The sequence below is a fragment of the Pseudomonas sp. 4CAES_32.4 genome (assembly GCF_058136335.1).
Window position 1 is genome coordinate 2,216,494 of the sequence record NZ_CM176882.1, and the last position, 26,611, is coordinate 2,243,104.

Annotated in this window: 21 protein-coding genes and 4 tRNA genes; 19 read left to right on the forward strand and 6 right to left on the reverse strand. The window is 57.0% G+C overall.

Annotation, left to right across the window (positions count from 1 at the left end; all coding sequences use genetic code 11):
- Positions 1 to 105: 105 nt before the first annotated feature.
- From AC3Y64_RS10005 to AC3Y64_RS10085, 17 genes are all read left to right on the forward strand, one after another.
- A complete protein-coding gene (locus AC3Y64_RS10005; protein WP_489987296.1) occupies positions 106 to 2,760 on the forward strand; it encodes a motility hub landmark protein FimV in 2,655 nt (884 codons plus the stop codon).
- 276 nt (positions 2,761 to 3,036) lie between these two features.
- Positions 3,037 to 3,861, forward strand: a complete 825-nt coding sequence (gene truA / locus AC3Y64_RS10010; RefSeq protein ID WP_178113651.1) for a tRNA pseudouridine(38-40) synthase TruA — start codon at positions 3,037 to 3,039, stop codon at positions 3,859 to 3,861.
- A gap of 65 nt (positions 3,862 to 3,926) precedes the next feature.
- On the forward strand, positions 3,927 to 4,553 hold the full coding sequence (locus AC3Y64_RS10015) for a phosphoribosylanthranilate isomerase (RefSeq protein WP_489987297.1): 627 nt from the start codon (positions 3,927 to 3,929) through the stop codon (positions 4,551 to 4,553).
- A 206-nt stretch (positions 4,554 to 4,759) separates the two neighbouring features.
- The gene (accD, locus tag AC3Y64_RS10020) at positions 4,760 to 5,680 is read left to right on the forward strand and encodes an acetyl-CoA carboxylase, carboxyltransferase subunit beta (protein ID WP_007913458.1); all 921 of its coding nucleotides are present in this window, start codon (positions 4,760 to 4,762) and stop codon (positions 5,678 to 5,680) included.
- Positions 5,677 to 6,984 carry a bifunctional tetrahydrofolate synthase/dihydrofolate synthase gene (gene folC / locus AC3Y64_RS10025; protein WP_489987298.1) on the forward strand — a complete coding sequence of 436 codons (1,308 nt, stop codon included), beginning with the start codon at positions 5,677 to 5,679 and terminating at the stop codon, positions 6,982 to 6,984. Before accD ends, folC begins: the two co-directional genes overlap by 4 nt.
- A complete protein-coding gene (locus AC3Y64_RS10030) occupies positions 6,968 to 7,630 on the forward strand; it encodes an SPOR domain-containing protein (RefSeq protein WP_489987299.1) in 663 nt (220 codons plus the stop codon). The genes folC and AC3Y64_RS10030 overlap by 17 nt, the downstream gene beginning before the upstream one ends.
- 98 nt (positions 7,631 to 7,728) lie before the next feature.
- Positions 7,729 to 8,289 carry a CvpA family protein gene (locus tag AC3Y64_RS10035; protein ID WP_039771589.1) on the forward strand — a complete coding sequence of 187 codons (561 nt, stop codon included), beginning with the start codon at positions 7,729 to 7,731 and terminating at the stop codon, positions 8,287 to 8,289.
- Between the two features lie 41 nt (positions 8,290 to 8,330).
- Entirely contained in the window at positions 8,331 to 9,836 is a 1,506-nt protein-coding gene (gene purF, locus AC3Y64_RS10040; RefSeq protein WP_007913462.1) for an amidophosphoribosyltransferase, read from the forward strand.
- Positions 9,837 to 9,909: 73 nt separating this feature from the next.
- A complete protein-coding gene (locus AC3Y64_RS10045; protein WP_158954659.1) occupies positions 9,910 to 11,121 on the forward strand; it encodes an O-succinylhomoserine sulfhydrylase in 1,212 nt (403 codons plus the stop codon).
- Positions 11,118 to 11,894 carry an SDR family oxidoreductase gene (locus tag AC3Y64_RS10050; RefSeq protein ID WP_489987300.1) on the forward strand — a complete coding sequence of 259 codons (777 nt, stop codon included), beginning with the start codon at positions 11,118 to 11,120 and terminating at the stop codon, positions 11,892 to 11,894. Before AC3Y64_RS10045 ends, AC3Y64_RS10050 begins: the two co-directional genes overlap by 4 nt.
- A gap of 182 nt (positions 11,895 to 12,076) precedes the next feature.
- Positions 12,077 to 12,152 (forward strand) — tRNA-Val (locus AC3Y64_RS10055).
- A 56-nt stretch (positions 12,153 to 12,208) separates the two neighbouring features.
- Positions 12,209 to 12,285, forward strand: a tRNA-Asp gene (locus AC3Y64_RS10060).
- Positions 12,286 to 12,378: 93 nt separating this feature from the next.
- Positions 12,379 to 12,455: transfer RNA gene (locus AC3Y64_RS10065), tRNA-Asp, on the forward strand.
- Between the two features lie 479 nt (positions 12,456 to 12,934).
- A complete protein-coding gene (locus AC3Y64_RS10070; RefSeq protein WP_489987301.1) occupies positions 12,935 to 15,766 on the forward strand; it encodes a xanthine dehydrogenase family protein molybdopterin-binding subunit in 2,832 nt (943 codons plus the stop codon).
- Positions 15,759 to 16,298: a (2Fe-2S)-binding protein gene (locus AC3Y64_RS10075; protein ID WP_158953896.1), complete on the forward strand. Its 540-nt coding sequence runs from the start codon at positions 15,759 to 15,761 to the stop codon at positions 16,296 to 16,298. Before AC3Y64_RS10070 ends, AC3Y64_RS10075 begins: the two co-directional genes overlap by 8 nt.
- Before the next feature lie 2 nt (positions 16,299 to 16,300).
- Complete coding sequence (locus AC3Y64_RS10080) at positions 16,301 to 17,536, forward strand: c-type cytochrome (protein WP_489987302.1); 1,236 nt, start codon at positions 16,301 to 16,303, stop codon at positions 17,534 to 17,536.
- Between the two features lies 1 nt (position 17,537).
- On the forward strand, positions 17,538 to 18,509 hold the full coding sequence (locus AC3Y64_RS10085) for an XdhC family protein (RefSeq protein WP_489987303.1): 972 nt from the start codon (positions 17,538 to 17,540) through the stop codon (positions 18,507 to 18,509).
- A gap of 43 nt (positions 18,510 to 18,552) precedes the next feature.
- Here the strand turns inward: AC3Y64_RS10085 and AC3Y64_RS10090 are convergent, their stop codons facing one another.
- Entirely contained in the window at positions 18,553 to 19,836 is a 1,284-nt protein-coding gene (locus AC3Y64_RS10090) for an NAD(P)/FAD-dependent oxidoreductase (protein WP_489987304.1), read from the reverse strand.
- Positions 19,837 to 20,020: 184 nt separating this feature from the next.
- Here AC3Y64_RS10090 and AC3Y64_RS10095 point away from each other — a divergent pair.
- Positions 20,021 to 20,097: transfer RNA gene (locus tag AC3Y64_RS10095), tRNA-Val, on the forward strand.
- Positions 20,098 to 20,307: 210 nt separating this feature from the next.
- Here the strand turns inward: AC3Y64_RS10095 and AC3Y64_RS10100 are convergent.
- On the reverse strand, positions 20,308 to 21,630 hold the full coding sequence (locus AC3Y64_RS10100; RefSeq protein ID WP_489987305.1) for a hypothetical protein: 1,323 nt from the start codon (positions 21,628 to 21,630) through the stop codon (positions 20,308 to 20,310).
- 277 nt (positions 21,631 to 21,907) lie between these two features.
- Between AC3Y64_RS10100 and AC3Y64_RS10105 the strand changes: the two genes are divergently transcribed.
- Positions 21,908 to 22,537 (forward strand): hypothetical protein, encoded by a 630-nt coding sequence (locus AC3Y64_RS10105; RefSeq protein ID WP_489987306.1) that lies wholly within the window; start codon positions 21,908 to 21,910, stop codon positions 22,535 to 22,537.
- Positions 22,538 to 22,670: 133 nt separating this feature from the next.
- Here the strand turns inward: AC3Y64_RS10105 and AC3Y64_RS10110 are convergent, their stop codons facing one another.
- From AC3Y64_RS10110 to AC3Y64_RS10125, 4 genes are all read right to left on the reverse strand, one after another.
- Positions 22,671 to 22,889: a hypothetical protein gene (locus AC3Y64_RS10110; protein WP_489987307.1), complete on the reverse strand. Its 219-nt coding sequence runs from the start codon at positions 22,887 to 22,889 to the stop codon at positions 22,671 to 22,673.
- Positions 22,890 to 23,028: 139 nt separating this feature from the next.
- Positions 23,029 to 23,493 (reverse strand): hypothetical protein, encoded by a 465-nt coding sequence (locus AC3Y64_RS10115; RefSeq protein ID WP_489987308.1) that lies wholly within the window; start codon positions 23,491 to 23,493, stop codon positions 23,029 to 23,031.
- 11 nt (positions 23,494 to 23,504) lie between these two features.
- A complete protein-coding gene (locus tag AC3Y64_RS10120) occupies positions 23,505 to 25,073 on the reverse strand; it encodes a hypothetical protein (protein ID WP_489987309.1) in 1,569 nt (522 codons plus the stop codon).
- The gene (locus AC3Y64_RS10125) at positions 25,074 to 26,594 is read right to left on the reverse strand and encodes an HD domain-containing protein (protein WP_489987310.1); all 1,521 of its coding nucleotides are present in this window, start codon (positions 26,592 to 26,594) and stop codon (positions 25,074 to 25,076) included.
- Positions 26,595 to 26,611 lie beyond the last annotated feature (17 nt).

Sequence of the window (26,611 nt, forward strand, 5' to 3'; positions counted from 1 at the left end):
AAATGATCGCGCGCGACATCTGTCGTCGTCGCGCGCAATGCCTTACGGCAGCGACAATCAATATCTTCTCGCTGGCCGAGGAACGTTCAAACAAAGGATGAGGCTATGGTTCAAGTTCGCAAACTGGTGTTAGCAATAGCGGCCGCCTCGGCGCTGTCCTCCGGTATGGCGCATGCCCTCGGGCTCGGGGAGCTGACCCTGAAGTCGACCCTGAACCAGCCGCTGGTGGCTGAAATCGAGCTGCTCGACGTCAAGGATCTCACCGCTGCCGAAGTGGTGCCGAGCCTGGCTTCACCCGAAGATTTTGCCAAGGCCGGCGTTGATCGCCAGGCCTTCCTCAATGACCTGACGTTTACCCCGGTGCTCAACGCCAGCGGTAAAAGCGTACTGCGCGTCACGTCGAGCAAGTCGCTGTCCGAGCCGATGGTGAAATTCCTTGTGCAGGTGATGTGGCCGAACGGCCGTCTGCTGCGCGACTACAGCGTACTGCTCGATCCGTCGAAGTTCTCGCCGCAAACCGCTGACGCCGCCGCGCAACCGGCGCCGTCGCAGACCATCGCCGCGCCGACCACTGGCGCCACCCACTCGACGCAATACACCACCACGCCGCGCGATACCCTGTGGGAAATCGCCGCGAAGGCGCGCACCGGCGGTTCGGTGCAGCAGACCATGCTGGCCATCCAGGCGCTGAACCCGGATGCGTTCATCGGCGGCAACATCAACCGCCTGAAAACCGGTCAGGTGCTGCGCCTGCCGGATGCCGTGCAAAGCACTGCGCTGCCGCAGTCCAAGGCGATTGCCGAGGTCGCGGCGCAGAACGAAGCCTGGCGCTCGGGCCGTCGCTATGTGGCCAAGCCGGGCACCGGTCAGCAACAACTTGATGCCACCAATCGGGGGCGTGGCAACACTGGCGCGGCGCAGAACGCCCAGGACAATCTGAGTCTGGTCTCCGCCGAAAGCGCCAAGGCGCGCGGCAAGGGTCCAGCGGGTGATGCCAAAGCACTGAGCAACAAGCTCGCGGTCACTCAGGAAAGCCTCGACACGACCCGTCGTGACAACGAGGAACTGAAAAGCCGCATGACCGATCTGCAGAGCCAGTTGGACAAACTGCAAAAGCTGATCGAACTGAAGAACAACCAACTGGCGAAGTTGCAGGCTGAAGGTTCGGGCGCAGCGCCGGGCGCTAATGGCACTGTAGCGCCGGTTCCGGCAATCACTGCTGAACTGGCCGCCACCCCGCCCGCCACGCCGGCAGAGGCTGCCCCAGCTTCGCCGACGCCGGAATCCGCTATTGCTCCACCTGCCGAAACCCCTGTTGAGCCAGTGGTCGAGCCGGTTATCGAAACCAAGCCTGCCGCTGACGATGATAAGACTTTCAACGAACTGCTGACGAATCCGATCCTGTTGGGGCTGATCGGTGGCGGTGCGGTGGTTCTGCTGCTCCTGCTGTTGCTGTTGGCGCGTCGCCGCAAAGCTCAGCAGGAAGCCGAAAAGCATGTGCGCATGGCGCGTGCACTGGCCGAAGAGCAAGAGTTTTCCGCCGAGCAGGATCTGCCGGAAAGCAGCTTCGCAGGTCTGGAAACGCCGGCAGCGAGCGTCAAGCTCAATACCCCGGCGCCTGCGCCTGCTGCCGCTCCGGTAGTCGTAGCGCCAGTGGTCATGGCCGAACCGATTGCTGCGCCGCTGGTGGCGCCGGCCGCCGAGCGTTCTGATGACGTGCTGGACAAAGCCCAATCGCACATCAATGCCGGTCGCCTGAATCAGGCCGCCGCACTGCTGGAAGAGGGCGTCAGCCTGGAGCCGCAGCGCAGTGATCTGCGTTTGAAATTGATGGAAGTCTACGGTCAGCAGGGCGACCGCGATGCGTTCGTCGGCCAGGAACGTCAACTGGTAGCCAACGGCGACAACTTCGCCAAGGTTGAAGAGCTGAAAAGCCGCTTCCCGGCGATGGCTGCCGTTGTGGCTGGTGGTCTGGCGGCTGCCGCCGTAGCTGCCGAACTGGACGCGCAATACGTCAAGGATCTGCTGCTGGATGAGCCAGAAACACCTGCGCCGGCGCCTCAGGAAGACGATCTGGACAGCGCGTTTGACCTGAGCCTCGACGATCTCGACAACATCACACCGGTAGAGCCTGCGCCAGTGGTTGAGCCAGAAGCACCGGTCGAACTCGACGAATTCCCGTCTGACGATGACCTGAGCTTTGAGTCGGTGCTGCAGCAGCAGACCGACATCAAAGAGAATCTCGACGATCTGTCGGACTTCGACCTGGATCTGGACCTCGGCGCTGAGCCATCGCCGGCCACGCTGGCTGAAGATGACTTCATGCTGGATCTGGATGAGGGCGTGAAGGATCTGCCGCCAGTCGAGCCGCCGGTTGTGGCTGACGTGCCGCAGGATGATCTCGAGTTGCCGGCCGATTTCGACCTGTCGCTGGCCGACGAAATGGACAGCAACCCGGCGGCTGAGCCTGACGCATTCTCAGCAGAACTGGATGACGTCAACGCCGAGCTGGATCGTCTGTCGCAGAGCATTGCCGAGCCGACCTTCACCGAGGCCGATGCAATGAAGGGGGATGATCTTGGCGAAGATGATTTCGACTTCCTCGCTGGCACCGATGAAGCAGCCACCAAACTCGATCTGGCGCAAGCCTACATCGACATGGGCGACGCTGACGGTGCACGCGACATCCTCAACGAAGTGTTGACCGAGGGTGACGAGAAACAGCGTGGCGAGGCCAAGGACATGCTGTCGAGCTTGTAATCAGCACAGCGGCAAACGAAACGGCAGCCCACAGAGGCTGCCGTTTTTGTTTGTGTCGGATTCTTTGGCGTATGGGCCATTGTCATCGCTGGCAAGCCAGCTCCCACAGTTTCTGAGGCGTACACAAAACCTGTGGGAGCTGGCTTGCCAGCGATGAGGCCCGACCAGGCGACAGAGAACTCTCTGGCATCCACGAACCACGGCCTTATAATGCCCGCCTTTGCAAAAACAGCAGGCTGTCCCACCTTGGCAAACATAGATAACCCGGTCGCCGAAATGGCCCCCGAGGGCTTTTACCGCGTAGCGCTGGGCGTTGAGTACAAAGGCTCGCGCTACAGCGGCTGGCAGCGTCAGCTGACCGGTGTGAAAACGGTGCAGGAGGAGCTCGAAAAAGCCTTGTCGAAAGTCGCCAACTCACCGGTCTCCTTGCAGTGCGCTGGGCGCACTGATGCCGGCGTGCATGCCTGCGGACAAGTGGTGCATTTTGATACCACGGTCGATCGCTCGCTGAAAGCCTGGGTCATGGGTGCGAACATCAATCTGCCCCACGACATCAGTGTCAGCTGGGCGCGGGTGATGCCGGCGCATTTTCATGCGCGGTTCAAAGCCATCGCCCGGCGCTATCGCTACGTGATCTACAACGATCAGATTCGCCCGGCGCATCTCAATGAAGAAATCACCTGGAATCACCGGCCGCTGGATGCCGAGCGCATGGCCGAGGCCGCGCAGTATCTCATCGGAACCCACGATTTCAGCGCCTTCCGAGCCGGCCAGTGCCAAGCCAAGTCGCCGATCAAGAAGATGCACCACCTGCGCGTGACCCGTCACGGCAAGATGATCGTGCTCGACATCCGCGCCAATGCCTTTTTGCATCACATGGTGCGCAACATCGCTGGCGTTCTGATGACTATCGGTGCGGGCGAGCGTCCAGTCGAATGGATGAAGGAAGTGCTGGAAAGCCGCGAGCGCCGCTCTGGTGGGGTGACCGCGCATCCGTACGGCTTGTATCTGGTGCAGGTCGAATATCACGACGAATTCCCGTTGCCCGAGCGTTTTATCGGGCCACATTTCCTTACGGGTTTCTCCGAACTTGACGGCTGACGCCCTCGAACGCTTTTGTTACCATCCGGGACTTTCCCGGATTTTGCCTTGGAGTTTTTCTCGACATGTCAGCCGTTCGCAGCAAGATCTGCGGGATTACCCGCATAGAAGATGCGTTGGCCGCCGTCGAAGCCGGGGCTGATGCGATCGGTTTCGTGTTTTACGCCAAGAGTCCACGGGCGGTGAGCGTGCAGCAGGCACGAGCGATCATCAAAGCGTTGCCTCCGTTCGTGACCACTGTGGGCCTGTTCGTCAACGCCAGCCGCTGCGAGTTGGGGGAAATCCTCGATGCCGTGCCGCTGGATCTGCTGCAGTTCCATGGCGATGAAGTCGTTGAAGATTGTGAGGGCTGGCATCGTCCTTATATAAAGGCGCTGCGGGTCAGGGCCGGTGATGACATTGCTGCCGCCGTGGATGCCTATCCAAGCGCCAGCGGCGTACTGCTCGATACCTACGTCGAAGGCGTGCCCGGCGGAACCGGTGAGGCGTTCGACTGGTCATTGATTCCGCAGGGTTTGAGCAAACCATTGATTCTCGCGGGTGGTTTGACCCCAGAGAACGTCGCAGACGCTGTGGCACGGGTGAAACCCTACGCGGTAGACGTCAGTGGCGGGGTAGAGGCGAGCAAAGGCATCAAGGATCACGCAAAGATTCGCGCATTCATCAACGCTGCACGCAAAGCTCCATATTGATGTGACGGCTGGCAGTCTGCCGCCGTCCATCAATGCACTTGCACAAAGCAGGCGCGGCTGAGGGTTTTGGGATGGCACGCAGGTCATGTTTCGCGCTGACCGTGGCTGTCCACCGACCATCGCCACACACACATGAATTTAGCTGAAGGGCATACGCGGGGCTGCGAACCAGAGCGTTCGGGCCGCCGGTACTGGAGAAAAAAAGCATGAGCAACTGGTTAGTAGACAAACTGATCCCTTCGATCATGCGTTCCGAGGTCAAGAAGAGCTCGGTCCCTGAAGGTCTGTGGCACAAGTGCCCGTCTTGCGAGGCGGTGCTGTATCGTCCAGAGCTGGAAAAGACCCTGGACGTTTGCCCCAAGTGCAACCACCATATGCGCATCGGCGCACGTGCGCGCATCGACATCTTCCTCGATGCTGAAGGTCGCAACGAGCTGGGCGCCGATCTGGAGCCGGTTGACCGTCTGAAATTCCGCGACGGCAAGAAGTACAAGGATCGCCTGACTGCTGCCCAAAAGCAGACTGGCGAAAAAGACGCGCTAATCTCCGTCAGCGGCACCTTGCTGGGCATGCCAGTGGTGGTTTCGGCGTTCGAATTCGCCTTCATGGGCGGTTCGATGGGTGCCATCGTCGGTGAGCGCTTCGTGCGCGCTGCCAACTACGCCCTGGAAAACCGTTGCCCGATGATCTGCTTCGCCGCTTCCGGCGGTGCGCGCATGCAGGAAGCGCTGATCTCGCTGATGCAGATGGCCAAGACTTCCGCCGTACTGGCGCGTCTGCGTGAAGAAGGCATTCCGTTCATCTCCGTGTTGACCGATCCGGTCTACGGCGGTGTTTCCGCAAGTCTGGCGATGCTCGGCGACGTGATCGTCGGTGAGCCGAAAGCCCTGATCGGCTTCGCCGGTCCGCGCGTTATCGAGCAAACCGTGCGTGAAAAACTGCCGGAAGGTTTCCAGCGCAGTGAATTCCTGCTGGAGCACGGTGCCATCGACATGATCATCCACCGTCAGGAGCTGCGCCCACGTCTGGGTAACCTGCTCGCGCAGATGACTGGCAAGCCGACGCCGAAGTTCGTCGCCGCGCCAATCGAGCCGATCGTGGTTCCACCGGTACCTGCTGGCCTATGACCGAGCGCACCCTTGGCGAGTGGCTCGCCTACCTTGAGCAGTTGCATCCGTCGGCCATCGACATGGGCCTGGAGCGCTCGCAACAGGTAGCGTCCCGCATGGGGCTGGGCCAACCGGCGCCTCGGGTGATCACGGTCACCGGCACCAACGGCAAGGGTTCGACCTGCGCATTCGTGGCTTCATTGCTGCGCGCGCAGGGCCTGAGCGTTGGTGTCTACAATTCTCCGCACCTGCTGCGTTACAACGAGCGGGTGCAGCTCAATGGCGTCGAAGCCACTGACGCGCAGCTGTGCGAAGCCTTTGCTGCAGTCGAAGCCGGGCGCGGCGACACTTCCCTGACTTACTTCGAAATGGGCACCCTCGCGGCGTTCTGGCTGTTTCAACGGGCCGGACTCGATGCGGTGGTGCTGGAAGTCGGTCTGGGCGGGCGTCTGGACACGGTCAATGTGGTTGATGCCGACATCGCGTTGGTCACCAGCATTGGCGTCGATCACGCCGATTATCTGGGCGATACCCGCGAATCCGTGGCCTTTGAAAAGGCCGGGATTTTTCGTCAGGGCAAGCCTGCACTGTGTGGCGATCTGAATCCTCCGCAACCGTTGCTCGACAAGGCGCGTGAACTGGCCTGTCCGTTCTTCCTGCGTGGACGCGATTTCGACCTTGGCATCACCGATCAGCACTGGCAGTGGCGCGGCACCGATGCGCAAGGCCAGGCTGTTGAGCTGCATGACTTGCCGCTGCTCGATCTGCCGATGGAAAACGCCGCGCTGGCGTTGCAAGCCTATCTGCTGCTCGGTCTGCCGTGGGATGCGCAGCAGATCGTCGCCGCCTTGCGGGCGACGCGCGTGGTAGGGCGCCTGGATCGCCGCTCGTTCAGTTGGAACGGCAAGCGCCTGAATGTGTTGCTGGATGTTGGTCACAATCCCCATGCCGCCGAATATCTGGCCCGTCGTCTGGCCGCGCGGCCGCCGGTCGGCAAGCGCCTGGCGGTGTTTGGTCTGCTGGCGGACAAGGATCTGGATGGTGTTGTCGGCGAGTTGAGTGCTAGTGTCGCGCACTGGGCAGTGGCGCCGCTGGATTCGCCGCGAGCTCGCCCGGTAGCTGAATTGCAGGCGGCATTGCAGAATCTTGGTGCGTCGGTCACGTCTTACAACAGTGTCGCCGCCGCTCTGGAAGGGCAGTGCGCCGTGGCCAGCAGCGACGACGAGATTCTGTTGTTCGGATCATTTTATTGTGTTGCCGAGGCCCTTGAATGGCTGGCCCGGCGCTCCACGGAGGAAGCGGCAAATGGCTTTGCTGGATAAAGCGTACAAGCAGCGCATGGTTGGCGCTTTAGTGCTGGTGGCGCTGGCGGTGATTTTCCTGCCGATGCTGTTTTCGCGTCAGGATGAGCAGCGTCAGGTCACCGTCGAGGCGCCGGCTGCTCCGCAGGCACCGACCCTGCCGCAAGTGCAAATGGAAACGGTCGCCGTGCCTGAGCCGCAAGCCTTGCCGCAAGAGCCCGTGCCCACCGATGACGAGGTCGCCGAGCAAGAGGCGCCTTCAGCACCGGTTGCAGCTGCGCCGGTAGTGCCTGCACAGATCGTCAAGCCAGCCACGCCACCGCCAACTTCGAAGCCGATTCCTGCGCCGGCTCAACCGATCACCGCTGGGCCGAGCGCCGTAGCGAGCAAGCCGGACACCACGCAAAGCCGCGTCGATGCCAATGGCCTGTCGGTGAGCTGGTCGGTGCAACTGGCCAGTCTGTCGAGTCGCGCGAGTGCCGAAAGCCTGCAGAAAACCCTGCGCAGCCAAGGCTATAACGCCTATATCCGTTCGGCCGATGGCAAGAATCGGGTGTTTGTCGGACCGCTGATCGAGCGCGCCGAAGCCGATCGTTTGCGTGATCTGTTGGGTCGTCAGCAGAACCTCAAAGGTTTTGTTGTGCGCTTTCAACCTGAGCGCGGCTAAAAACTATCGCCTCGATTGAAATGCACTGACAATCGCAGCTTACCGAGAGACATGCGCTCTGCTAAAATGCGCCGCCTTATCCGTCTGTAGGCTGCACTGTGCCATTTACCTGGGTTGACTGGGCGATCGTTGCAATCATCGCCATCTCCGCTTTGATCAGTTTGAGCCGCGGCTTCGTCAAGGAAGCATTATCGCTGGTGACCTGGATCATCGCAGGAGCCGTCGCCTGGATGTTCGGTGGCTCACTGTCCGAGTACCTCGCCGGATACATCGAAACCCCATCGGCTCGCGTGATCGCGGGCTGTGCCATCATGTTTGTCGCCACACTGATCGTGGGCGCAATGATCAATTATCTTATCGGCGAGTTGGTACGCGTCACCGGGTTGTCCGGGACCGATCGATTCCTCGGCATGGCCTTCGGCGCTGCGCGTGGCGTGTTGCTGGTGGTCGTGGCGGTCGGGCTGTTGAGCCTGGGGCCGGTACAGCAGGACGGGTGGTGGAAAGAATCACAGCTCGTACCAAAGTTTCTATTGGTCGCCGACTGGTCCAAAAACCTGATACTGGGGTGGAGCAGTCAGTGGCTTGCCAGCGGAATCAGCGTACCCGCTGATATTCCGTTCAAGGAGCAACTCTTGCCGTCGGCGAAAACGCCTCAGTGAGTGTTGTTCAGTTCAGATCCATTAAGTAGGGGTTGCGTCGCATGTGTGGCATCGTCGGTATCGTCGGTAAGTCGAACGTCAATCAGGCGCTGTATGACGCGCTAACCGTGCTCCAGCACCGCGGCCAGGACGCTGCCGGTATCGTGACCAGCCATGATGGCCGGTTGTTCCTGCGCAAGGACAATGGCTTGGTGCGTGACGTGTTTCAACAGCGTCACATGCAGCGTCTGGTCGGCCACATGGGTATCGGTCACGTCCGTTACCCGACCGCGGGCAGCTCGACTTCGGCCGAAGCCCAGCCGTTTTACGTCAACTCGCCTTACGGCATCACCCTGGCGCACAACGGTAACCTGACCAACGTTGAGCAGTTGGCCAAAGAGATCTACGAATCCGATCTGCGTCACGTCAACACCAGTTCCGACTCGGAAGTGCTGCTGAACGTGTTCGCTCACGAGCTGGCCCAGCGTGGCAAGCTGCAGCCGACCGAAGAAGACGTGTTTGCCGCTGTGACTGACGTGCACAACCGTTGCGTCGGTGGCTATGCCGTCGTGGCGATGGTGACCGGTTACGGCATCGTCGGTTTCCGTGACCCGCACGGCATCCGTCCAATCGTGTTCGGCCAGCGTCACACCGACGAAGGCGTCGAGTACATGATCGCCTCGGAAAGCGTTTCGCTGGACGTGCTCGGTTTCACCCTGATTCGCGACCTGGCGCCGGGCGAAGCGGTCTACATCACTGAAGACGGCAAGCTGCACACCCGTCAGTGCGCGACCAACCCGTCCCTGACCCCGTGCATCTTCGAACACGTTTACCTGGCGCGTCCGGACTCGATCATCGACGGCGTATCGGTCTACAAGGCCCGTCTGCGCATGGGTGAGAAGCTCGCCGAGAAAATCCTGCGCGAGCGTCCAGAGCACGACATCGACGTGGTCATCCCGATTCCGGACACCAGCCGTACCGCGGCACTGGAACTCGCCAACCACTTGGGCGTGAAATTCCGCGAAGGTTTCGTCAAGAACCGTTACATCGGTCGGACCTTCATCATGCCGGGCCAGGCAGCACGCAAGAAGTCGGTGCGTCAGAAGCTCAACGCCATCGAGCTGGAATTCCGCGGCAAGAACGTGATGCTGGTCGACGACTCGATCGTGCGCGGCACCACCTGCAAGCAGATCATCCAGATGGCCCGCGAAGCCGGCGCGAAAAACGTCTACTTCTGCTCGGCCGCTCCGGCGGTGCGCTTCCCGAACGTCTACGGCATCGACATGCCGAGTGCACACGAACTGATTGCGCACAACCGTTCGACTCAGGACGTGGCGGATCTGATCGGTGCTGACTGGTTGATCTATCAGGACTTGCCTGACTTGATCGAAGCGGTCGGTGGCGGCAAGATCAAGATCGAGAACTTCGATTGCGCGGTGTTCGACGGCAAGTACGTCACCGGCGACGTCGACGAGGCGTACCTGAACAAGATCGAGCAGGCGCGTAACGACTCCTCGAAGATCAAGACCCAAGCGGTCAGTGCGATCATCGATCTGTACAACAACTGAGTTTCTACCGGCCCTGAGGGGCCGGTTTTGTATCTGACTTTTAATTTTCGAGAACAGGGCAAGGAGTGACAGCATGAGTCAGGAATGGGATGCCGGTCGGCTGGACAGCGACCTTGAAGGCGTAGCGTTCGATACCCTGGCCGTACGTGCCGGTCAGCACCGTACGCCGGAAGGTGAGCACGGTGATCCGATGTTCTTCACTTCCAGCTACGTGTTCCGCACGGCGGCCGATGCAGCTGCACGGTTTGCCGGTGAAGTGCCGGGCAACGTCTACTCGCGTTACACCAACCCGACCGTGCGTGCGTTCGAAGAGCGCATTGCTGCGCTGGAAGGCGCCGAGCAAGCCGTTGCGACCGCAACCGGCATGGCGGCGATTCTGGCAGTGGTCATGAGCCTGTGCAGTGCTGGCGATCACGTGCTGGTCTCGCGCAGCGTGTTCGGTTCGACCATCAGTCTGTTCGAGAAGTACTTCAAGCGTTTTGGCGTGGAAGTCGATTACGTGCCACTGGCCGATCTTTCGGGTTGGGACGCGGCAATCAAACCGAATACCAAATTGCTCTTCGTCGAATCGCCGTCGAATCCTTTGGCTGAGCTGGTCGACATCGCCGCACTGGCGGAAATCGCTCACGCCAAAGGCGCGATGCTCGTAGTCGACAACTGCTTCTGTACGCCTGCCTTGCAGCAGCCGCTGAAAATGGGTGCGGACATTGTTGTGCACTCGGCGACCAAGTTCATCGACGGCCAGGGCCGTTGCATGGGTGGCGTGGTCGCCGGTCGCAGCGAGCAGATGAAAGAAATCGTCGGCTTCCTGCGCACTGCCGGGCCGACCCTGAGCCCGTTCAATGCGTGGATCTTCCTCAAAGGTCTGGAAACCCTGAACCTGCGAATGAAAGCGCACTGCGCCAATGCCCAGGAGCTGGCCGAATGGCTGGAGCAGCAGGATGGCATCGAGAAAGTGCATTACGCCGGCCTCAAGAGCCATCCGCAGCATGAATTGGCTCAGCGTCAGCAGAAAGGCTTCGGTGCGGTGGTAAGTTTCGAAGTGAAGGGCGGCAAAGAAGGTGCCTGGCGCTTCATCGATGCCACTCGCTTGATTTCGATCACTGCTAACCTCGGCGACAGTAAAACCACCATCACCCACCCGAGCACCACTTCCCACGGTCGTCTGGCGCCGCAAGAGCGTGAAGCGGCGGGTATCCGTGACAGCCTGATCCGTATTGCGGTCGGCCTGGAAGATGTCGCTGACTTGCAAGCCGACCTGGCGCGCGGTCTGGCGGCATTGTGATCGAGTTGTCCACCCCTACAGCCGGTACCCATGGCCGCGTTGCGCTGGTCACGGGTGCCGCGCGCGGTATCGGTCTTGGGATCGCGGCGTGGCTGATCAGCGAAGGCTGGCAAGTGGTGCTGACGGATCTGGATCGTGCGCGCGGTTCGAAAGTCGCGAAGGTGCTGGGCGACAATGCCTGGTTCATCGCGATGGATGTGGCCGATGAGGACCAGGTGGCGCTGGGTGTCGCTGAGGTGTTGGGGCAGTTTGGTCGTCTTGATGCGCTGGTGTGCAATGCGGCCGTTGCCGATCCGCACAACATCACCCTGGAAAGCCTTGATCTGGCCTACTGGAATCGCGTGTTGGCGGTGAACCTCAGTGGGCCGATGTTGCTGGCCAAGCACTGTGCGCCATATCTGCGCGCGCACAACGGTTCGATCGTCAACCTGGCTTCGACCCGCGCACGGCAGTCGGAGGCAGACTCCGAGGCGTATGCGGCTAGCAAGGGTGGGTTATTGGCGCTGACGCATGCGCTGGCGATCAGCCTGGGGCCAGAGATTCGCGTCAACGCCGTCAGTCCGGGCTGGATCGATGCGCGGGATCCTTCAGCGCGTCGAGCCGAGCCGTTGGCTGATGCCGATCATGCTCAGCATCCGGCGGGCAGGGTAGGGACGGTTGAGGATGTGGCGGCGATGGTTGCGTGGTTGCTGTCGAGGAATGCCGGGTTTGTTACCGGGCAGGAATTCGTCGTCGATGGCGGCATGACCAAGAAGATGATTTACGAGCAGTGAAAGGCAGCTTCTAGCTTCGAGCGGCAAGTTGAAGCGTGACCGTGGTGTGCTGCTTTGGGTGTTCTTGCTTTTTCTCGTAGCTTGAAGCTTGCCGCTAAAAACTGTTTTTGAAAAAAACTTCAATCCTGCTATTGACTTAGGTTCGCTACCTGCGTAAATTTCGCGGCCTCGGAGATGCAAACGGGTGATTAGCTCAGCTGGGAGAGCGTCTGCCTTACAAGCAGAATGTCGGCGGTTCGATCCCGTCATCACCCACCACTCCCCGAGAAACTTGCGTAAGCAAGAGCGTAGGCTGAAAGTGCCTGCACCGACGCGCAGCGGTAGTTCAGTCGGTTAGAATACCGGCCTGTCACGCCGGGGGTCGCGGGTTCGAGTCCCGTCCGCTGCGCCATATTTTACGAATCAGAGTTATCTGGTTCGCGATTGCCAAGCACCGAAGCTGGTAGTCAAAACGAGTTACTTGAGCGCAAGCTCAAAGCGATACGCAGCGGTAGTTCAGTCGGTTAGAATACCGGCCTGTCACGCCGGGGGTCGCGGGTTCGAGTCCCGTCCGCTGCGCCATATCTGCTTCAAGGACCACTGAACGCCTTGAAGCACCGAAAGCAACATTGGTTGTTTCGGAATCGATAGCAAAGACCCTGGTCGAAAGACCGGGGTTTTTTGTGTCTGGAATTTGACCTCCGCGCCCATCATGCAACCCAGCTCCCTGTAGGAGCTGCGGCACGCTGCGATCTTTTGATCTTGATCGCAAAAGCAAGATCAAAGATCGCAGCCTCGTTTCACTCGTCAGCTCCTACATAAGTACGGCGTGGGGCAAATGGCCCCATGCGGTGCCAAGTCGCATTGTCTTTTTTGATTCTTTAGTCAGAAATTTGTATCTGGTTGTTTGCTGCGAGCGCAGAAACCTTTAAAGTTAACCTTTCGGTCAGCTTTGCACTGTCATCACGCCTTTTGTTTAGCCAAGAAGGGCTTCTGCAAGACTCGAGATTCCCCAGTAGATAACCAGAAGGGCGGACACATAACCGCCCAGAGGATGATCCATGTCCAACCGTGATATATCCCGGCGCTCGTTCCTCCAGGGCGGGCTGGTGGCGGGTGTGAGCGTTACGCTCACGCCGCTCAGCAGTCAGGCGCTGGCTGCCTTGATGGAAAACAGCGTTACCGTGCGGTCCGAGAAATGGCTCGGCAATAACGGCAAGGCGCGTCAGCGAAACGATGCACTGTCCAAAGTCTGCGGCAGCAAAGTTTTTGCTCGCGACATCCGCTCCAAGGACATGCCGGGCTGGCCTGAGCAGCAAGGCCACGCCATGCTGCTGAAAACCATCAAGGCTGACCGCATCTACGCCGGTTACGATCTGTCGTGGCTTGGCGCTGACTTGCAGCCGGACCGCATCGTCACTGCCGCTGACTTGGACAAGGACGGCATCGTCTTTCCGGAAGAGCATGCCCCGGACCCGTTGCTGCCGGAAGGCAAGGTACCGATGTTCATCGGTCACCCGGTAGCCATCCTGATCTGGAACGACTTCGAGCGTTTCCGTCAGGCCAAGAACAAACTCAAATTCAATGACAAGGCGATTCGTTACGGTGCTCAAGTGCCGTTCTACGAAGGCGATCCGTATGGCAGCTTCCGCTATGTACGTGTGGGCGGCCCGACCTCGGCGGACGAAGATGAGTTCGCCAGCCTCAAGGACTCGATCCTGTTCCCGATGCTGAAGAATCGTCGTCCGGTATGGAATTCCCAGCCAAACCTGCACGGCAACCTCACTGAGCGTGGCCTGTTCTACGCCGACCGCATGAAGAAAGAGATCGATACCCCGCCGGACAACTGGCTGGTGTTCGACGAGCGCTACAAGACCCCGTCGATCGAGCCTGCCGCCATGGAGCCGGACAACGGCAACGGCTGGTACGATCCGAAAACCAAGACCCTGCATTTCGTGGTGGCCACCCAGTGCCCGCTGGAGGCAGCGACCGAGACCGCGAAAATGATCTCGCCGTCGCGTTTCGGCCTCGACAACCTGAACATGCACCCGGGTTACACCGTCGGTTACGGTTCCAAAGATCACAACATCTTCGTCTACTACGCAGCTCTTGCCGCGTTGTACGGCGCCGGTGTGCCGGTGCGCCTGGCCAACGACCGCTACGAGCAATTTCAAAGCGGTATCAAGCGTCACCCGTTCGATATCCGCTACCAATTGGCCGTGGACAAGAACGACTACAGCTTCAAGATTTTCCGCGCCGAAATGAGCGTCGATGGCGGCGGCCGGGTCAACTACAGCCCGTCGGTAGCGGCCGTTGGTGCCACGGCGGCGCAGTCGATCTACTACATGCCGCAGAACGACCTGCAAGTCACCGCCTACCACTCGCGTGGTGTTGAGGCCGGTTCGATGCGCGGTTACGGCACCTTGCAGAGCATGGCGGCGACCGAGATGATGGTCGACGAGATCGCCAATCGCCTCGGTGTCGATGCGATCGACCTGCGTCGCAAGAACGCCTTGCGCTCCGGTATGAAAAATACCCAGGGCGCGATCCCGGCCGGTGCGCTGCGCCTGCACGAGATTCTCGACAAGGCCTCGGTGCACGAAGTCTGGAAAAACCGTGACGCGATCAAGAAACAGCGCGAGGCCGCAGACCCGGACAACTGGTATGGCGTCGGTTTCGCCATTTGCCAAAAAGACTTTGGCACCGGTTCCGAAGCGCCGATGGCCAGTATCGAATTCACCGCCGACGGTCGTATCACCTTGCGCCACATCGGTATCGAAATCGGCACCGGCATGTCCACCTCGCAAGCACTGGTCGTGGCCGATTTCCTCGGCAGCCCGGCGCACGAAGTGAAGACTGGCGAAACCGAATGGAAGGAAATGCAGCTGATCACCAGCGGCAACCCTTACATCATGAGCCAGGCCGAGCAAGACAATCTGCTGCGCAACCCGCGTTGGGTGGGCAAATTGGCCTCGGCTTCGTCGGCGACCAACTCTGCCTACTACTTCAGTCACGCCACCCGTGAAGCCGCGCGCGTGCTGTTCAACAACGGTCTGTGGCCGGCGGCCATGGAGATCTGGCGTCAGGGTCCTTACGGCGGTCAAGCCAACCCTTACGTCGTGCGTCGCGAAGATGCGCACTGGGTTGACGGCAAGCTCACCGCTAACGGCATGCAGCCGCTGAGTTTTGAAGAGCTGGCCAAGCACGCTCACGAGCGTGGTCTGGTGACCGGCGCCACCGTTCACGCCTTCAACCGTTGGAGCTGGGCCGAGGCCGAGTACAGCATCGACGGCGTGCGTGAACGCCTGCCGCTCGACGGTCTGGCCGTGAAGTACGGCGACGGTGCGCCAAACGCGAAAAAAGCCCTGATGAACACGGCCGGTTTCCACTTGCTGGATCGCCAGAACATCAATTATCCGGTCGTGCAACTGAACAACGCTGCGGTGACTTACTACAGCCCGGTGGCGACGCTGGTCGAGTTGAAGGTCAACAAGGGTTCTGCAGAAGTCGAAGTGCTCAACCACCATTCGTGGGTCGAGTGCGGTCGTGTGCTGGTCGAAGAGTTGGTCAAGGGCCAGATGGAAGGCGGTATCGCCATGGGCATCGGTCACGCCTTGATGGAAGAGATGCCGCTGTACGAAGGCGGGCCGGGGGAGGGTGACTGGAACTTCAACCGTTACCGTCTGCCGATGGCGCGTCACGTTGCGGTGTGGAAGCAGACGTCGGAGATTCTCCCGGCACTGTCGCCAAGCGACCCGTCCAAAGGCATCGCCGAAGTGGTGATGATCCCGATTGTCGGTGCCATCGGTAACGCCGTGGCGCATGCCATCGGTAAACGTGTTCGCGATCTGCCAATCACTGCTGCGCGCATCAAGGAGGCCCTCAATGGCTAACCGTCCGCTTCAACTGACCCTCAATGGTCAATCCGTCGGCCCGGTGGACATCCCTGATGACCTGCCGATGATCGATTACCTGCACGAATACAAAAACCTCACCGGTTCGCGTCTGGGCTGCGGCCAAGGCATCTGCCACGCCTGCGTGGTGATCGTCGACAACCCGGACGGCACCAGCGAAGAAGTGCGCACCTGCATCACCGGCGCGCATTACTTCGAAGGCAAGAAAGTCCGTACCATCGAGAGCCACGCCAAGCGTGACGAAAACGGTCAGGTGACTGAGCTGAACCCGATCCAGCAGCGCTTCGTCGACGAATTCGCCTTCCAGTGCAGCTACTGTGCACCGGGCTTCGTCAACGCCGCGACCGTGTTGGTCGAGAAGCTGCAACGCCAGCCGATCGTCAAAAGCAAACTGGAACAGGTCATCGAGGACAGCCTCGGCCATCACGTCTGCCGTTGCACCGGGTATGTGCGTTATTACAACGCTACCCGCAACGTGCTGACCGATCTCGGCCTGGTCAAGGAGGGTTAAGCATGAAGCTTTTTCTGACCCGCTTGACCCTGGCGGTCGGCCTGGCTGCGCCGGTGTTGTTTGCCCACGCTGAGGATCAGGTCAAGCGCGGCGAGTACCTCGCCCGCGCCGCTGACTGCATGGCTTGCCACACTGCATCGGGCGGCGCGCCGTTTGCTGGCGGTCTACCGATCGTCTCGCCGTTCGGCACGATTTACGGCACCAACATCACCCCGAGCAAAGAACACGGCATCGGTTTGTACAACGATGACGAGTTCTTCGCGGCGCTGACTGAAGGCAAGCGCCGTGACGGCGCCAACCTGTATCCAGCGATGCCGTACACCTCGTATCACCTGATGCCGCGCGCAGATTCTGATGCGATCCATGCGTATCTGAAAACCATCGAGCCGATCGAGCGCGCTGCACCCGTCACCAGTTTGAGCTTTCCGTTCAACGTACGTCCGGGCCTGATCGGCTGGAACATGATGTACGGCAAAGCGCTGAAACTGGAGTCGGCCGAAGGCAAAAGTGAAGCGTGGAAGCGCGGCCAATATATGGTCGAAGTGCTCGGTCACTGCGGCGAATGCCACACCCCGCGCGGCCTGCCGGGTGCGATGCAGTTGGATAAACGCCTCACCGGCGGCATTCTTAATGGTTATCTGGCGCCGAGCCTGCTGGCCACTGATCTGGCTGCTCGCGGCTGGAACGAGCAGGATCTGAGCACGTTCCTCAAGCACGGCATGAGCGCACAGGGGACGATGTTCAACGAGATGTTCCCAGTGTTCCACAACAGCACCCAGGGCCTGAGCGATCCGGATCTGGCGGCAATGGCGACGTTCCTGCTCGGCGATAAACCGCCGGCAGCCAAAACGCTTGTCGAAGTGCCGGTGGAAAAACTCAGTCCGAGTGCCCAGCGCGGCCAACAGGAATACCTGAACGTCTGTGCCGGTTGCCATGCGGTCGGTGGTGAAGGCAAACCGCACATCGCGGTGGCCATGCGCGGCAACACCACGTTGCGCCTGGAAGACCCACGCAACCTGTTGCGCGTGATCGAAGATGGTATCGGCGAGCAGAAGTTCTCCGGTTTCGAGCACATGCAACCGATGCCGGGTTTTGCCGGCAAGCTCAGTCCTGAACAGCTGACCGATCTGCTCAACTACCTGCGTCAAGGCTGGGGCGGCCAGTCTGCCGAGCTGGCAGTGAGCGAGGTACAGAAGCTGCAAGCCGACGCACCGTCCATCGAGCACAAGGCCCACTGACATGCAGCATCTCGATCTACAAGTGGTGCGCCGCGCGCTGGAGTGGTCGGTGGCGGGGCAGCGCATCTGGCTCTGCACCGTGCTGACGACTTATGGTTCGGCACCGCGTGCGCCGGGTTCGCTGCTGGCGGTGAACGATGGTGGGCAGTGGATCGGGTCGCTGTCGGGTGGCTGCGTCGAGGAAGACTTTCTCGAGCGCGTCGCCGAAGGTGCGTTCCTCGATGCGGTCAACGTTGTGCGTTACGGCGAGGGCGACGATCCGCGTTCGCGGGTCAGCCTGCCGTGTGGCGGCATTCTCGATGTGCTGGTAGAGAAGTTTGACGCCGACTGCGAGGTGCAGGCGCATCTGCGTGAGTTGGAGTCGGCGCTGCTCGGTCAGCGTCGCTTGATTCGCGAGGTCGATCTGTCCAGCGGTGCGCGCAGCCTGTTCGCAGATCGCGAGCAGGGTGCGCGGATCGAGCGTGAGATTGATCGGGTGCGGATTCGTGTTGGCGCGGCGCAGCGCTTGTTGCTCGCCGGTTATTCCAGCGTGGCGCAGGCGTGTGCCGAGTTCGCCGTGGGTCTCGGGTTTGAAGTGATTCTCTGCGATCCGCGTGATGAAGTGCTTGAAGGTGTGGTGCTCAACGGCGTGGAGATTCGCCGGCAATTGCCTTCGGTGTTTATCGCCGATGGCGGCTGCCACCGCGATACGGCGGTCGTCGCGTTGACCCACGATCCGCGCATCGACGATCTGGCGATGATGGAAGCGGTGCGCACCGAGGCGTTCTACATTGGCGTGATGGGATCGCTGCAGACCTCGCAGAAACGCTTTGAGCGACTGCGCCGGATCGGTGGGCTGGGCGAGTCTGAGTTGGCGCGGATCCATGCGCCGATCGGGCTTAACCTCGGCAGCAAGACGCCGGCGGAAATTGCTCTGGCGGTGCTGGCGGATATCTTGCGGATTCGCAGCGGGATTGCTCGGGATCAGCTCTGAGTGCTGTGTTCAATAAAAAGGGCCGCTGTCAGCGGCCCTTTTTTTACATCCCGAATTTATCGCGCAAGCCGTAATACCAGGCACCCAACGCTGCAAACGGTGTTCGCAGCAATTGGCCGCCGGGGAACGGGTAGTGGGGCAAGTCGGCAAACGCATCAAAGCGCTCGGCCTGACCGCGTAACGCCTCAGCCAGCACCTTGCCCGCCAGGTGTGTGTACGTCACGCCATGGCCGCTGCAGCCCTGCGAGTAATAGATGTTGTCACCCAGCCGGCCAACCTGTGGCAAACGTGAGAGGGTCAGCAGGAAGTTTCCGGTCCAGGCGTAATCAATCTTCACATCCTTGAGCTGCGGAAACGCCTTGAGCATCTTCGGACGAATGATCGCCTCGATGTTCGCCGGATCCCGCGCGCCATAAACAACGCCGCCGCCGAAGATCAGGCGTTTGTCGCCGGTCAGGCGGTAGTAGTCGAGCAGGTAATTGCAGTCTTCGACGCAGTAATCCTGAGGGAGCAACGCTTTCGCCAACTCATCGCCCAGCGGCTCGGTGGTGATCACTTGCGTGCCGCACGGCATCGATTTGGCTGCGAGTTCCGGAACCAGATTGCCGAGGTAAGCGTTGCCGGCGACGATAATGAACTTGGCTCTGACCTTGCCTTGCGGGGTGTGCACCACCGGGTTGGCGCCGCGTTCGATACGCACGGCGGGCGATTGCTCATAGATCGTGCCGCCGAGCGATTCAACGGCAGCCGCTTCGCCGAGCGCCAGGTTCAATGGGTGAATGTGTCCGCCACTCATGTCGAGCATGCCGCCGACGTACTGATCGCAAGCCACGACTTCGCGGATGCGACGTTGATCGAGCAGTTCGAGCTGGGTGTTGCCGAAGCGCTCCCATAAACGCTTCTGCGATTCCAGATGCCCCATCTGCTTGGCGGTCAAAGCGGCAAATACCCCGCCATCCTTCAGATCGCACTGGATGTTGTACTTTGCCACGCGTTCACGAATGATCCGGCCGCCTTCGAACGCCATTTGCCCGAGCAATTGCGCCTGCTTGGGGCCGACGCTGCGTTCGATCACGTCAATGTCGCGGCTATAGCTGTTAACGATCTGCCCGCCATTGCGCCCCGAAGCGCCGAAACCGACTTTCGCCGCTTCGAGCACCGTCACGCGAAAGCCGTTTTCCAACAGAAACAGGGCCGAGGACAATCCGGTATACCCGGCACCGATTACGCAGACGTCCGTCTCCACATCATCCTGCAAGGCAGGGCGGGGCGGTACGGCATTCGCCGACGCGGCGTAATAGGACTCTGGGTAAGGGGTGTTTGCCATCCTGCAGCCTCTGTTTAATATATTTTACGAGTGCGTCGATCCTACCCCAGTTGAAAAACCACCGCTAGCCAGCGAAAAAATCCTCGTCACTGACGCGAAATTAAATATTTTGCATATTCATAGGGTTAGGTGAAAAAAAGGTGTTGACACCCCTCGGGAATTCCGTAGAATGCCGCCTCACAGCAGGCACGTAGCTCAGTTGGTTAGAGCACCACCTTGACATGGTGGGGGTCGTTGGTTCGAGTCCAATCGCGCCTACCAAACAAAATCCGCTCTGCTGGGCGGTCTAGAAGGGCTCACCGAAAGGTGGGCCCTTTTTTGTTGTCTGGAGTTTCTTGCAGAACGTTCACAAAATATAGGGCCCATTCACAATGGGCAATGTGAACGTCTTTGATGAAAGCAAGTGTAGCTCGGAGGTACGGCCATCTTGTCCGTGTTTAACACTGCGATCTCAGATGGCCATGCCAGATTTTAGTTTTGAGCTGGAGCGGTCCCTGCTTCTGGTGAGTTCGCTGCAGCTGGTACTGGCTTCACTGCCGCCGCAACGGCTGGAATCGTTTTAGTCATCGCCTTTCCTGCTAGTTCCCTGACTTGATCCGTGAAGTTAGGGACTGCTTTCAGCGCCTGCTTCACAAGGTCCGATGAGGCTAGTTCGTGCCATGGGCTGCCATGGGTGTCCGGCTCCACTAGACGTAAAGGAAGCTCGTCTAGGCGGGATAGGGCTGATCCAAGGAGGCGGGCTTCCATGTCCTTGTCGAAACGTGCAGCCTCTCGACGGAAGCCTTCATAGGCTCGGGATATCGAGGCCTTGAAAGCATAGTCTTCTGCAAGGCGGAATCGTTGTCCGATTTGCTTAGTCGATAGCCACGCGAACCACACTGGTGCGGCAACAGAAAGCAGTGAAAGCAATAGATTCAACAGCACGATCGAGGTGGATGCATCAGGCAGCTTTAACAGCTCTGATAGGTTGTGAAGTTGGGTCGAACCGAAGTAACTCCCTGCTGCCAAGGCACTGATCAGTCCGCCCACCCAAACCCACATCGAGCCCGCGAGACTTTTGGAGCGTTCGGAGAATGCGGCAGCTAATCCTACGCTTGTTGCCGCCGAGTAGGCAGTTTCGCAGCGAGAGAGAACTGCTTCCGCGTCCTCTAGCTTCTTCTTAAGTGTCGCATCCATTGCGGTTGCTGCTTGGTGGAAAGCTGCCAGTTTTGTTTGGTCTTGCTCTGCCTCTTGAACCAAATCTGCAATCTGAGAGCGCGCTTCCGAAAGTGTGGCTAAATCAGTCGGAAGTTGGTCCGCGGCATTGTACGCCTGTTCAATTCGTCCCACCATGTCCGTGAGTGAAGCTGTGCGGGGCTGCAAGCCGCTGATTTTTGCTTCCATCCCTCGAACCTGAGTTGTTGCCTTTCGAAGGTCGATTAACACTTCCGCCCGATTGTCCAGCGGCTTCAGCGTAGTAAGTGCTCTACGGAGGCTGGTAAGCGTAAGGGTGTAGGCAGCTACGCCTACAGCGGGATTTCCCCACATATTCGGGATGGTCTGTGTTTGCAGGAACTGAAGGCGTCGATGGTAATCGCTGAGGGTTGGTTCACAGCTACCAAGGTCGTCGCTCCCGTACTGATCGATAAGATCAATAAGATCTTGGGCGTCATCTATAAAGTCCGATTTCGCTAAACCAGGAACGGACCAGTTGGCGTGACCTAGGCTAAACGGCTCATCGCTGGGGATCTTTGCCTGCAACTGACCGATAATACTGGTGAGTTCATTTTTTATGTTCGTCAGTGCGCTATGCATTCCGCCTCTCCTTGAGTGGGGGTCCCAGTTTTGATGTCAGGTAGCTATTAGTACGTCGGCTAATGGATTATGCAATAGGGCGCGGATGCTATGCGGACAGGGTGCCGATTGTAGCGGGCTGATGTCTCATGTCCGGCCGCTGCTCACGAGGTGATCGCGCAGAAGGCAGTTGTACACTTATGCCGTGATAAAGATCCTTGTGGTGAGGGGCCTTCTGGATCGCCGTTAATGAGTATCATCAGCGCGGTGGATAAATCGGTGGATCGGGGGTCAGACAATGTTGGAAGGGATTGCGGTCGATGGTGAAGACAAGACGGCAGAGCTGATTAGGTTTATAGAAATCATTGGTTTGAGTGGCATCGCTGCGGGTAGGTACAGTGCTTTCTTTGCGACTCAACTTTACTGCGAGTCGATGGTTATGGGCGTACTCACACCCGAGCGAGTGATGTGTGAAATAAGAGCTCTGGAATTGCTTGAGTCCGTAAGTGTCACGAAGCCGGCGGCCGTGTTTCAGCGTCTTCCCTTGAAAGGCCTCTGGCACAAACATTACACAGTCAGCGGTATTCCATCGATTGCGGTCAATGTGATGAATGCACTGAAGCGGATTGGCACTCCCGAGTTTTCTGAAAGCGTAAGACAGGTGGAAGCATCTGGGGAGGAACGCTACTTCGAAAAAGAAGATATTGATCGGTACGTACGAGAAGTAGTCCACACGAATTATCAGAAGCGACGTGATTCTGGGGAGATGACTGGCGAGTGGATCGTATATGCCGTTCACGAAGGTAGAAACTACTACTTGTGTCTTGGAACTCACAAGACCGGAGATAATCTCTTGCGGCAGTGGATCGACTTAACTTGCTTAAAAGAATTCCCCTTCTTGGATCAAATTCTTGACCGGCCAACATGACGGGAGAGGTGGCTTTTTTTAGTCAACCGTTCTACCTAGGCTTTGCATAGTGACAGGTTGGGGCGTGGAGCAATATCGCCTCATCGTCGGACGTCGAGTATTTTTTAAGGGTGGTCTGGCTGTTAGCCGATGCCTACGACTGGCGTAGCCGCATAATAGCGTTTGTGATCGCTTGAGCATTTGTATCCAGCGTTTCCAAGGCCCCTGTTGCGTTAGCGGCAACACTTCCCACTCCATTCTCTGAAAGCCATTTGGTGACCTCCTCTATTGCAGCACATATGGCGTGCTGGTTGTGCAGGATTAAAGTCAGTGCGTCCGCTGTGGCAATATTGACTGCTTGGTTATCTGGCATGACTTACGCCCTCAATTGGAAACACGGAATAATTAGTTTATCTCGCAGTTTGGTGAGTTGCTTTAGCGGATTCGCCGACATCAACAAAAGCTTGGCACACCGGGCGGCTGGCGGTTGAAGCACAGCCGCCACGCTTGCTCTACTTACTACCTAACAGCATTAACAAGGGAGTAAGTCTTTCAATATAAGCCCATAAACTTAAGGAGAAAACGGCCAAAACCGTAATCGCAATATAAGTTTCATACCAACTAAAAATACTAGAAAATTTTACAGCTGCACGTGCCGTCCCGAACACCTCGGTTTCTATTTCTTTTTCGTCATCCCGATACTTCAGCCAAGCCAATATCCCGCCCATTAATAAAGCCAATATCAAAACAGTTAAAACCGACAGCATGAAAATCAAGCACAGACTTGAAAGGCATGCCGCTTCAAAGTTGATAGCATCACTCTTCAGCATGACAACAATATTATACTGAGCAACTCCGAGTGCCGCGATTGCCACTTGGTATATCGCTGTTATCTTGAAAGTCGCTTCATTTAGAGACTGCTTCCTTGCCAGTATGTATTTATATCTCTCTAACTTGAATACTTCTTTATTAAACATCTTTCTTCCTTTTAATCTTCGGATTCGGATACACGTCTTTTCCACGCGAACGGGTTGAATAACTTCATTTGCCGCTGCCGAACAACCTCGACAAAGGAAGGAACATCGATGTACTCACTCAATACTTCCAGGTTGCTGCTCGCCAGAAGCTTATCTATCCAGTCACCCGTGAATTCGTCTCTGGGGATATAGTAGCTACGTAGAAGGCTGTATACAGTCAAATTAGAAAAAATGGATATCTTATTGTTAGGATCAGAAGAATGCCAAATGTCCTTTAGGTATTTTGATAGCGGATCAGAGGGGTGCAGATACAACCGGCGGTCCGCTACAAACTCACTAAATCCGTCTAGGTTATTTACGACAACATTGTCCTCAATAGGAAAATGTATGTATGCTGTTTCACGCATACCTCTGTGCCGGTGATTTTCTTGAACTTGTTGAAAGGCTCGTCTCAGCTTTCTATCTACGACGCCGACCTCTTGGGCAATAGCGAAATTGGATGCCCATCTTGGTCTGGATGAAATCTTTTCCCATTTTATAGATATGCGACGCGCGCTTTCATCCGCGTCAACAACAGCAGGTTCAAAAAACTCTCTCACAACCTCTTCAATATAAGTTGCGCCACCAAAGTTGCAAAATATCGCGCCAGTTGGCAAACCACTATTGCCATCTTGCAGGTTAGAGAGGACTGTAAAAGCACTAACGTCTTTCGGTGCCTCCCGAACAAACAGTTCAACCGATGTAGCCAGAGGGGAGTTCACAGTCCAAAAATAGTTTCGACCCTTCAATTCTTGCAATGAGATATTTTTACGTCGCCCATCTTCCTCCATTAAGATATAGGGGATTTTTGCAAGCTCATCCTTAAGTACAAGCGGCAGTGACGCGTTACCAACAACATTTGTTAGCGGATATGCTATAAATGGAGCCTGCTCAACTGCCCTGGATAATGAATAATCAGAGCTTCCCGAAAGTCTGTCGACTTCATCTATGACATGCTTTGCGTATAGGCTATATATCCGCTCCATCGTGTCTCTATATTCGCCAGTATCTTCTAGGGCTGAACGAGCTACGTTTGTTTTAGGAGCTCCTTTTCCAACTACGTTAACTACCGACAAAATAGTATTAGATTTGAATCCTGGCGTTGTAAACTCCACGCCCACACCCTCGACGCAGGTAGCTATCATGGGGCGTAATTCTTCATAAATAGCATGATGACGTTCAGGAGCCGAAGTAAAACTCCAGTCTTTGAAAAGCTCGTCACGCTCTACGACAAATGCGAGTGTTACGCCGCCACTCGAAACCTCTTTAACTTCATGATTCTCCCTTGAGATAGAAATATATTTCGATTCTTCAATATAGTGTTCAAGGGCCTCTTTCGGCGTATCATACCCAACCTTCACAGCCTCGTCCGAATTGATTTTGACGTAAACTTCACATCTAGGAAAAAGCAGCCACATCCGCGCAATTTGAAGTACATCTCCAATTTTAGCCGTCGACCTCAATTTCAATCTAATTCTTGAACCATGAGGGAATACCCCAATTTCGTCTTTTTGGGTTATTTTGTCCAAAAGCTTAATCAACTATTTGCCATGCACCGATCTTAACGAGATTTGCCTAGCCTTTTCGTCTTCCAAACTGCATGTCGTTATTTCAACATTATCTGCAACCATAAAAGCTGATAAAACGCCAATTCCGAATCGACTTATAGAGGAAAAATCTGGAAACTTTTCCCGAAATTTTGGATCCTGATACCTCGATGATCCAACCTTTAGCAAATGATCTTCAATAACGGCCTGAGACATTCCAGTTCCATTATCCATCACTTCTAATATTTTCGTAGACTCGTCCCAAGTTACGTCGATCCTACCGCTACTAACATTAGGCTTTGTAGAAGAAAACTGAAGCCGAACAGCGTCAAGCGCGTTCTGCGTCAGCTCCCTAATAACTACATCCGTATCATTATAAAGCGTATGCCCTGTTAATAGATCGAGAATTTTATGTTGATCCAGTTCAAAGCCAAAAGACTTTGTTAAAAACCCGACTGCCTCCACGCCGGCATCGTCAATAAACTTCCATGGAAAAAGCGGAGGGCTTGGTAATTCAGACTCTGACTTTTTCAACGCCTCTTGGCAAGCTGCAAGTTGGGATCTGACGTATGCGAGATAACTCGTCAAACCAAAAAAACCATCAGACTTTTCGAATCTGGCGAAAAACTGTATCGTATCTGGTTGAGCTGTACTTGAGGCCTTACCTTCTCTATCCCTCCCTGGAGCGGCTCTGATGGATCTTACTGCATTCTGTTTCTGCCATTCTATTTGACTAATTGGATCCTTAGGACTGATCAATTGATACAGTATAGAGGGTGCGCGACTCCTAGTAACCTGAAGCAAGTCGACAGTTCTGAGAATTATAGCGATATATTGCAAGTTGACAGTTTCAGCCTTACTCTCTCCGTACGGCATTGAAACGTTATATTTCGAAGTATCGGAAATGTCGTCGATGGTATGGCTTTCACATAGTATTGCGAGACCTTGCCTTGCTGATGAGTCCAGTTTCCCAATCAAAACCTGAATGGTCGAACGTATCGCTGAAGAAAGATCATTGTCATCCAGCGATGCTCCCTCGATCCATGCCCTAACACGTGAGCCGTGAGTTGCTCTTACGAATTCTTGATAGAGAATTCTTTCACGCTCATCAGGTGACAGCTTATTAAGCTTATCCACGTATTCGAGATGATCCACGCTAGTTGTGGATTGCTGAGATAAATACCGCTGGTATTCTGCATTGCTCTTACGCCCCTCATACTCACGCACACTAATAAGCAAGCCAAGGTCGTGAAAATATATAGCAAGGGTCAGGAAGAGATAATCACCTGCGGTTAGCAGTTCTTTGGTTGAGTCTGGAATTATCCACTCTGCCATTTCCAGCATGGCATGAACATGATCGAAGCTATGAGTTGTGTATTCATTGTAAAAACCATAGCGCTGTAATTCTGATAACAAAAGTCTCACATTAGTGCGTACTTCGGTCAAATTCAGAGGAAATGCGTTTAAGTCAACCGCTTTTGATGCGAGTCTTTCGATGTTTGTTAGATTTTGCAATTCGTACCTTCCTTGTA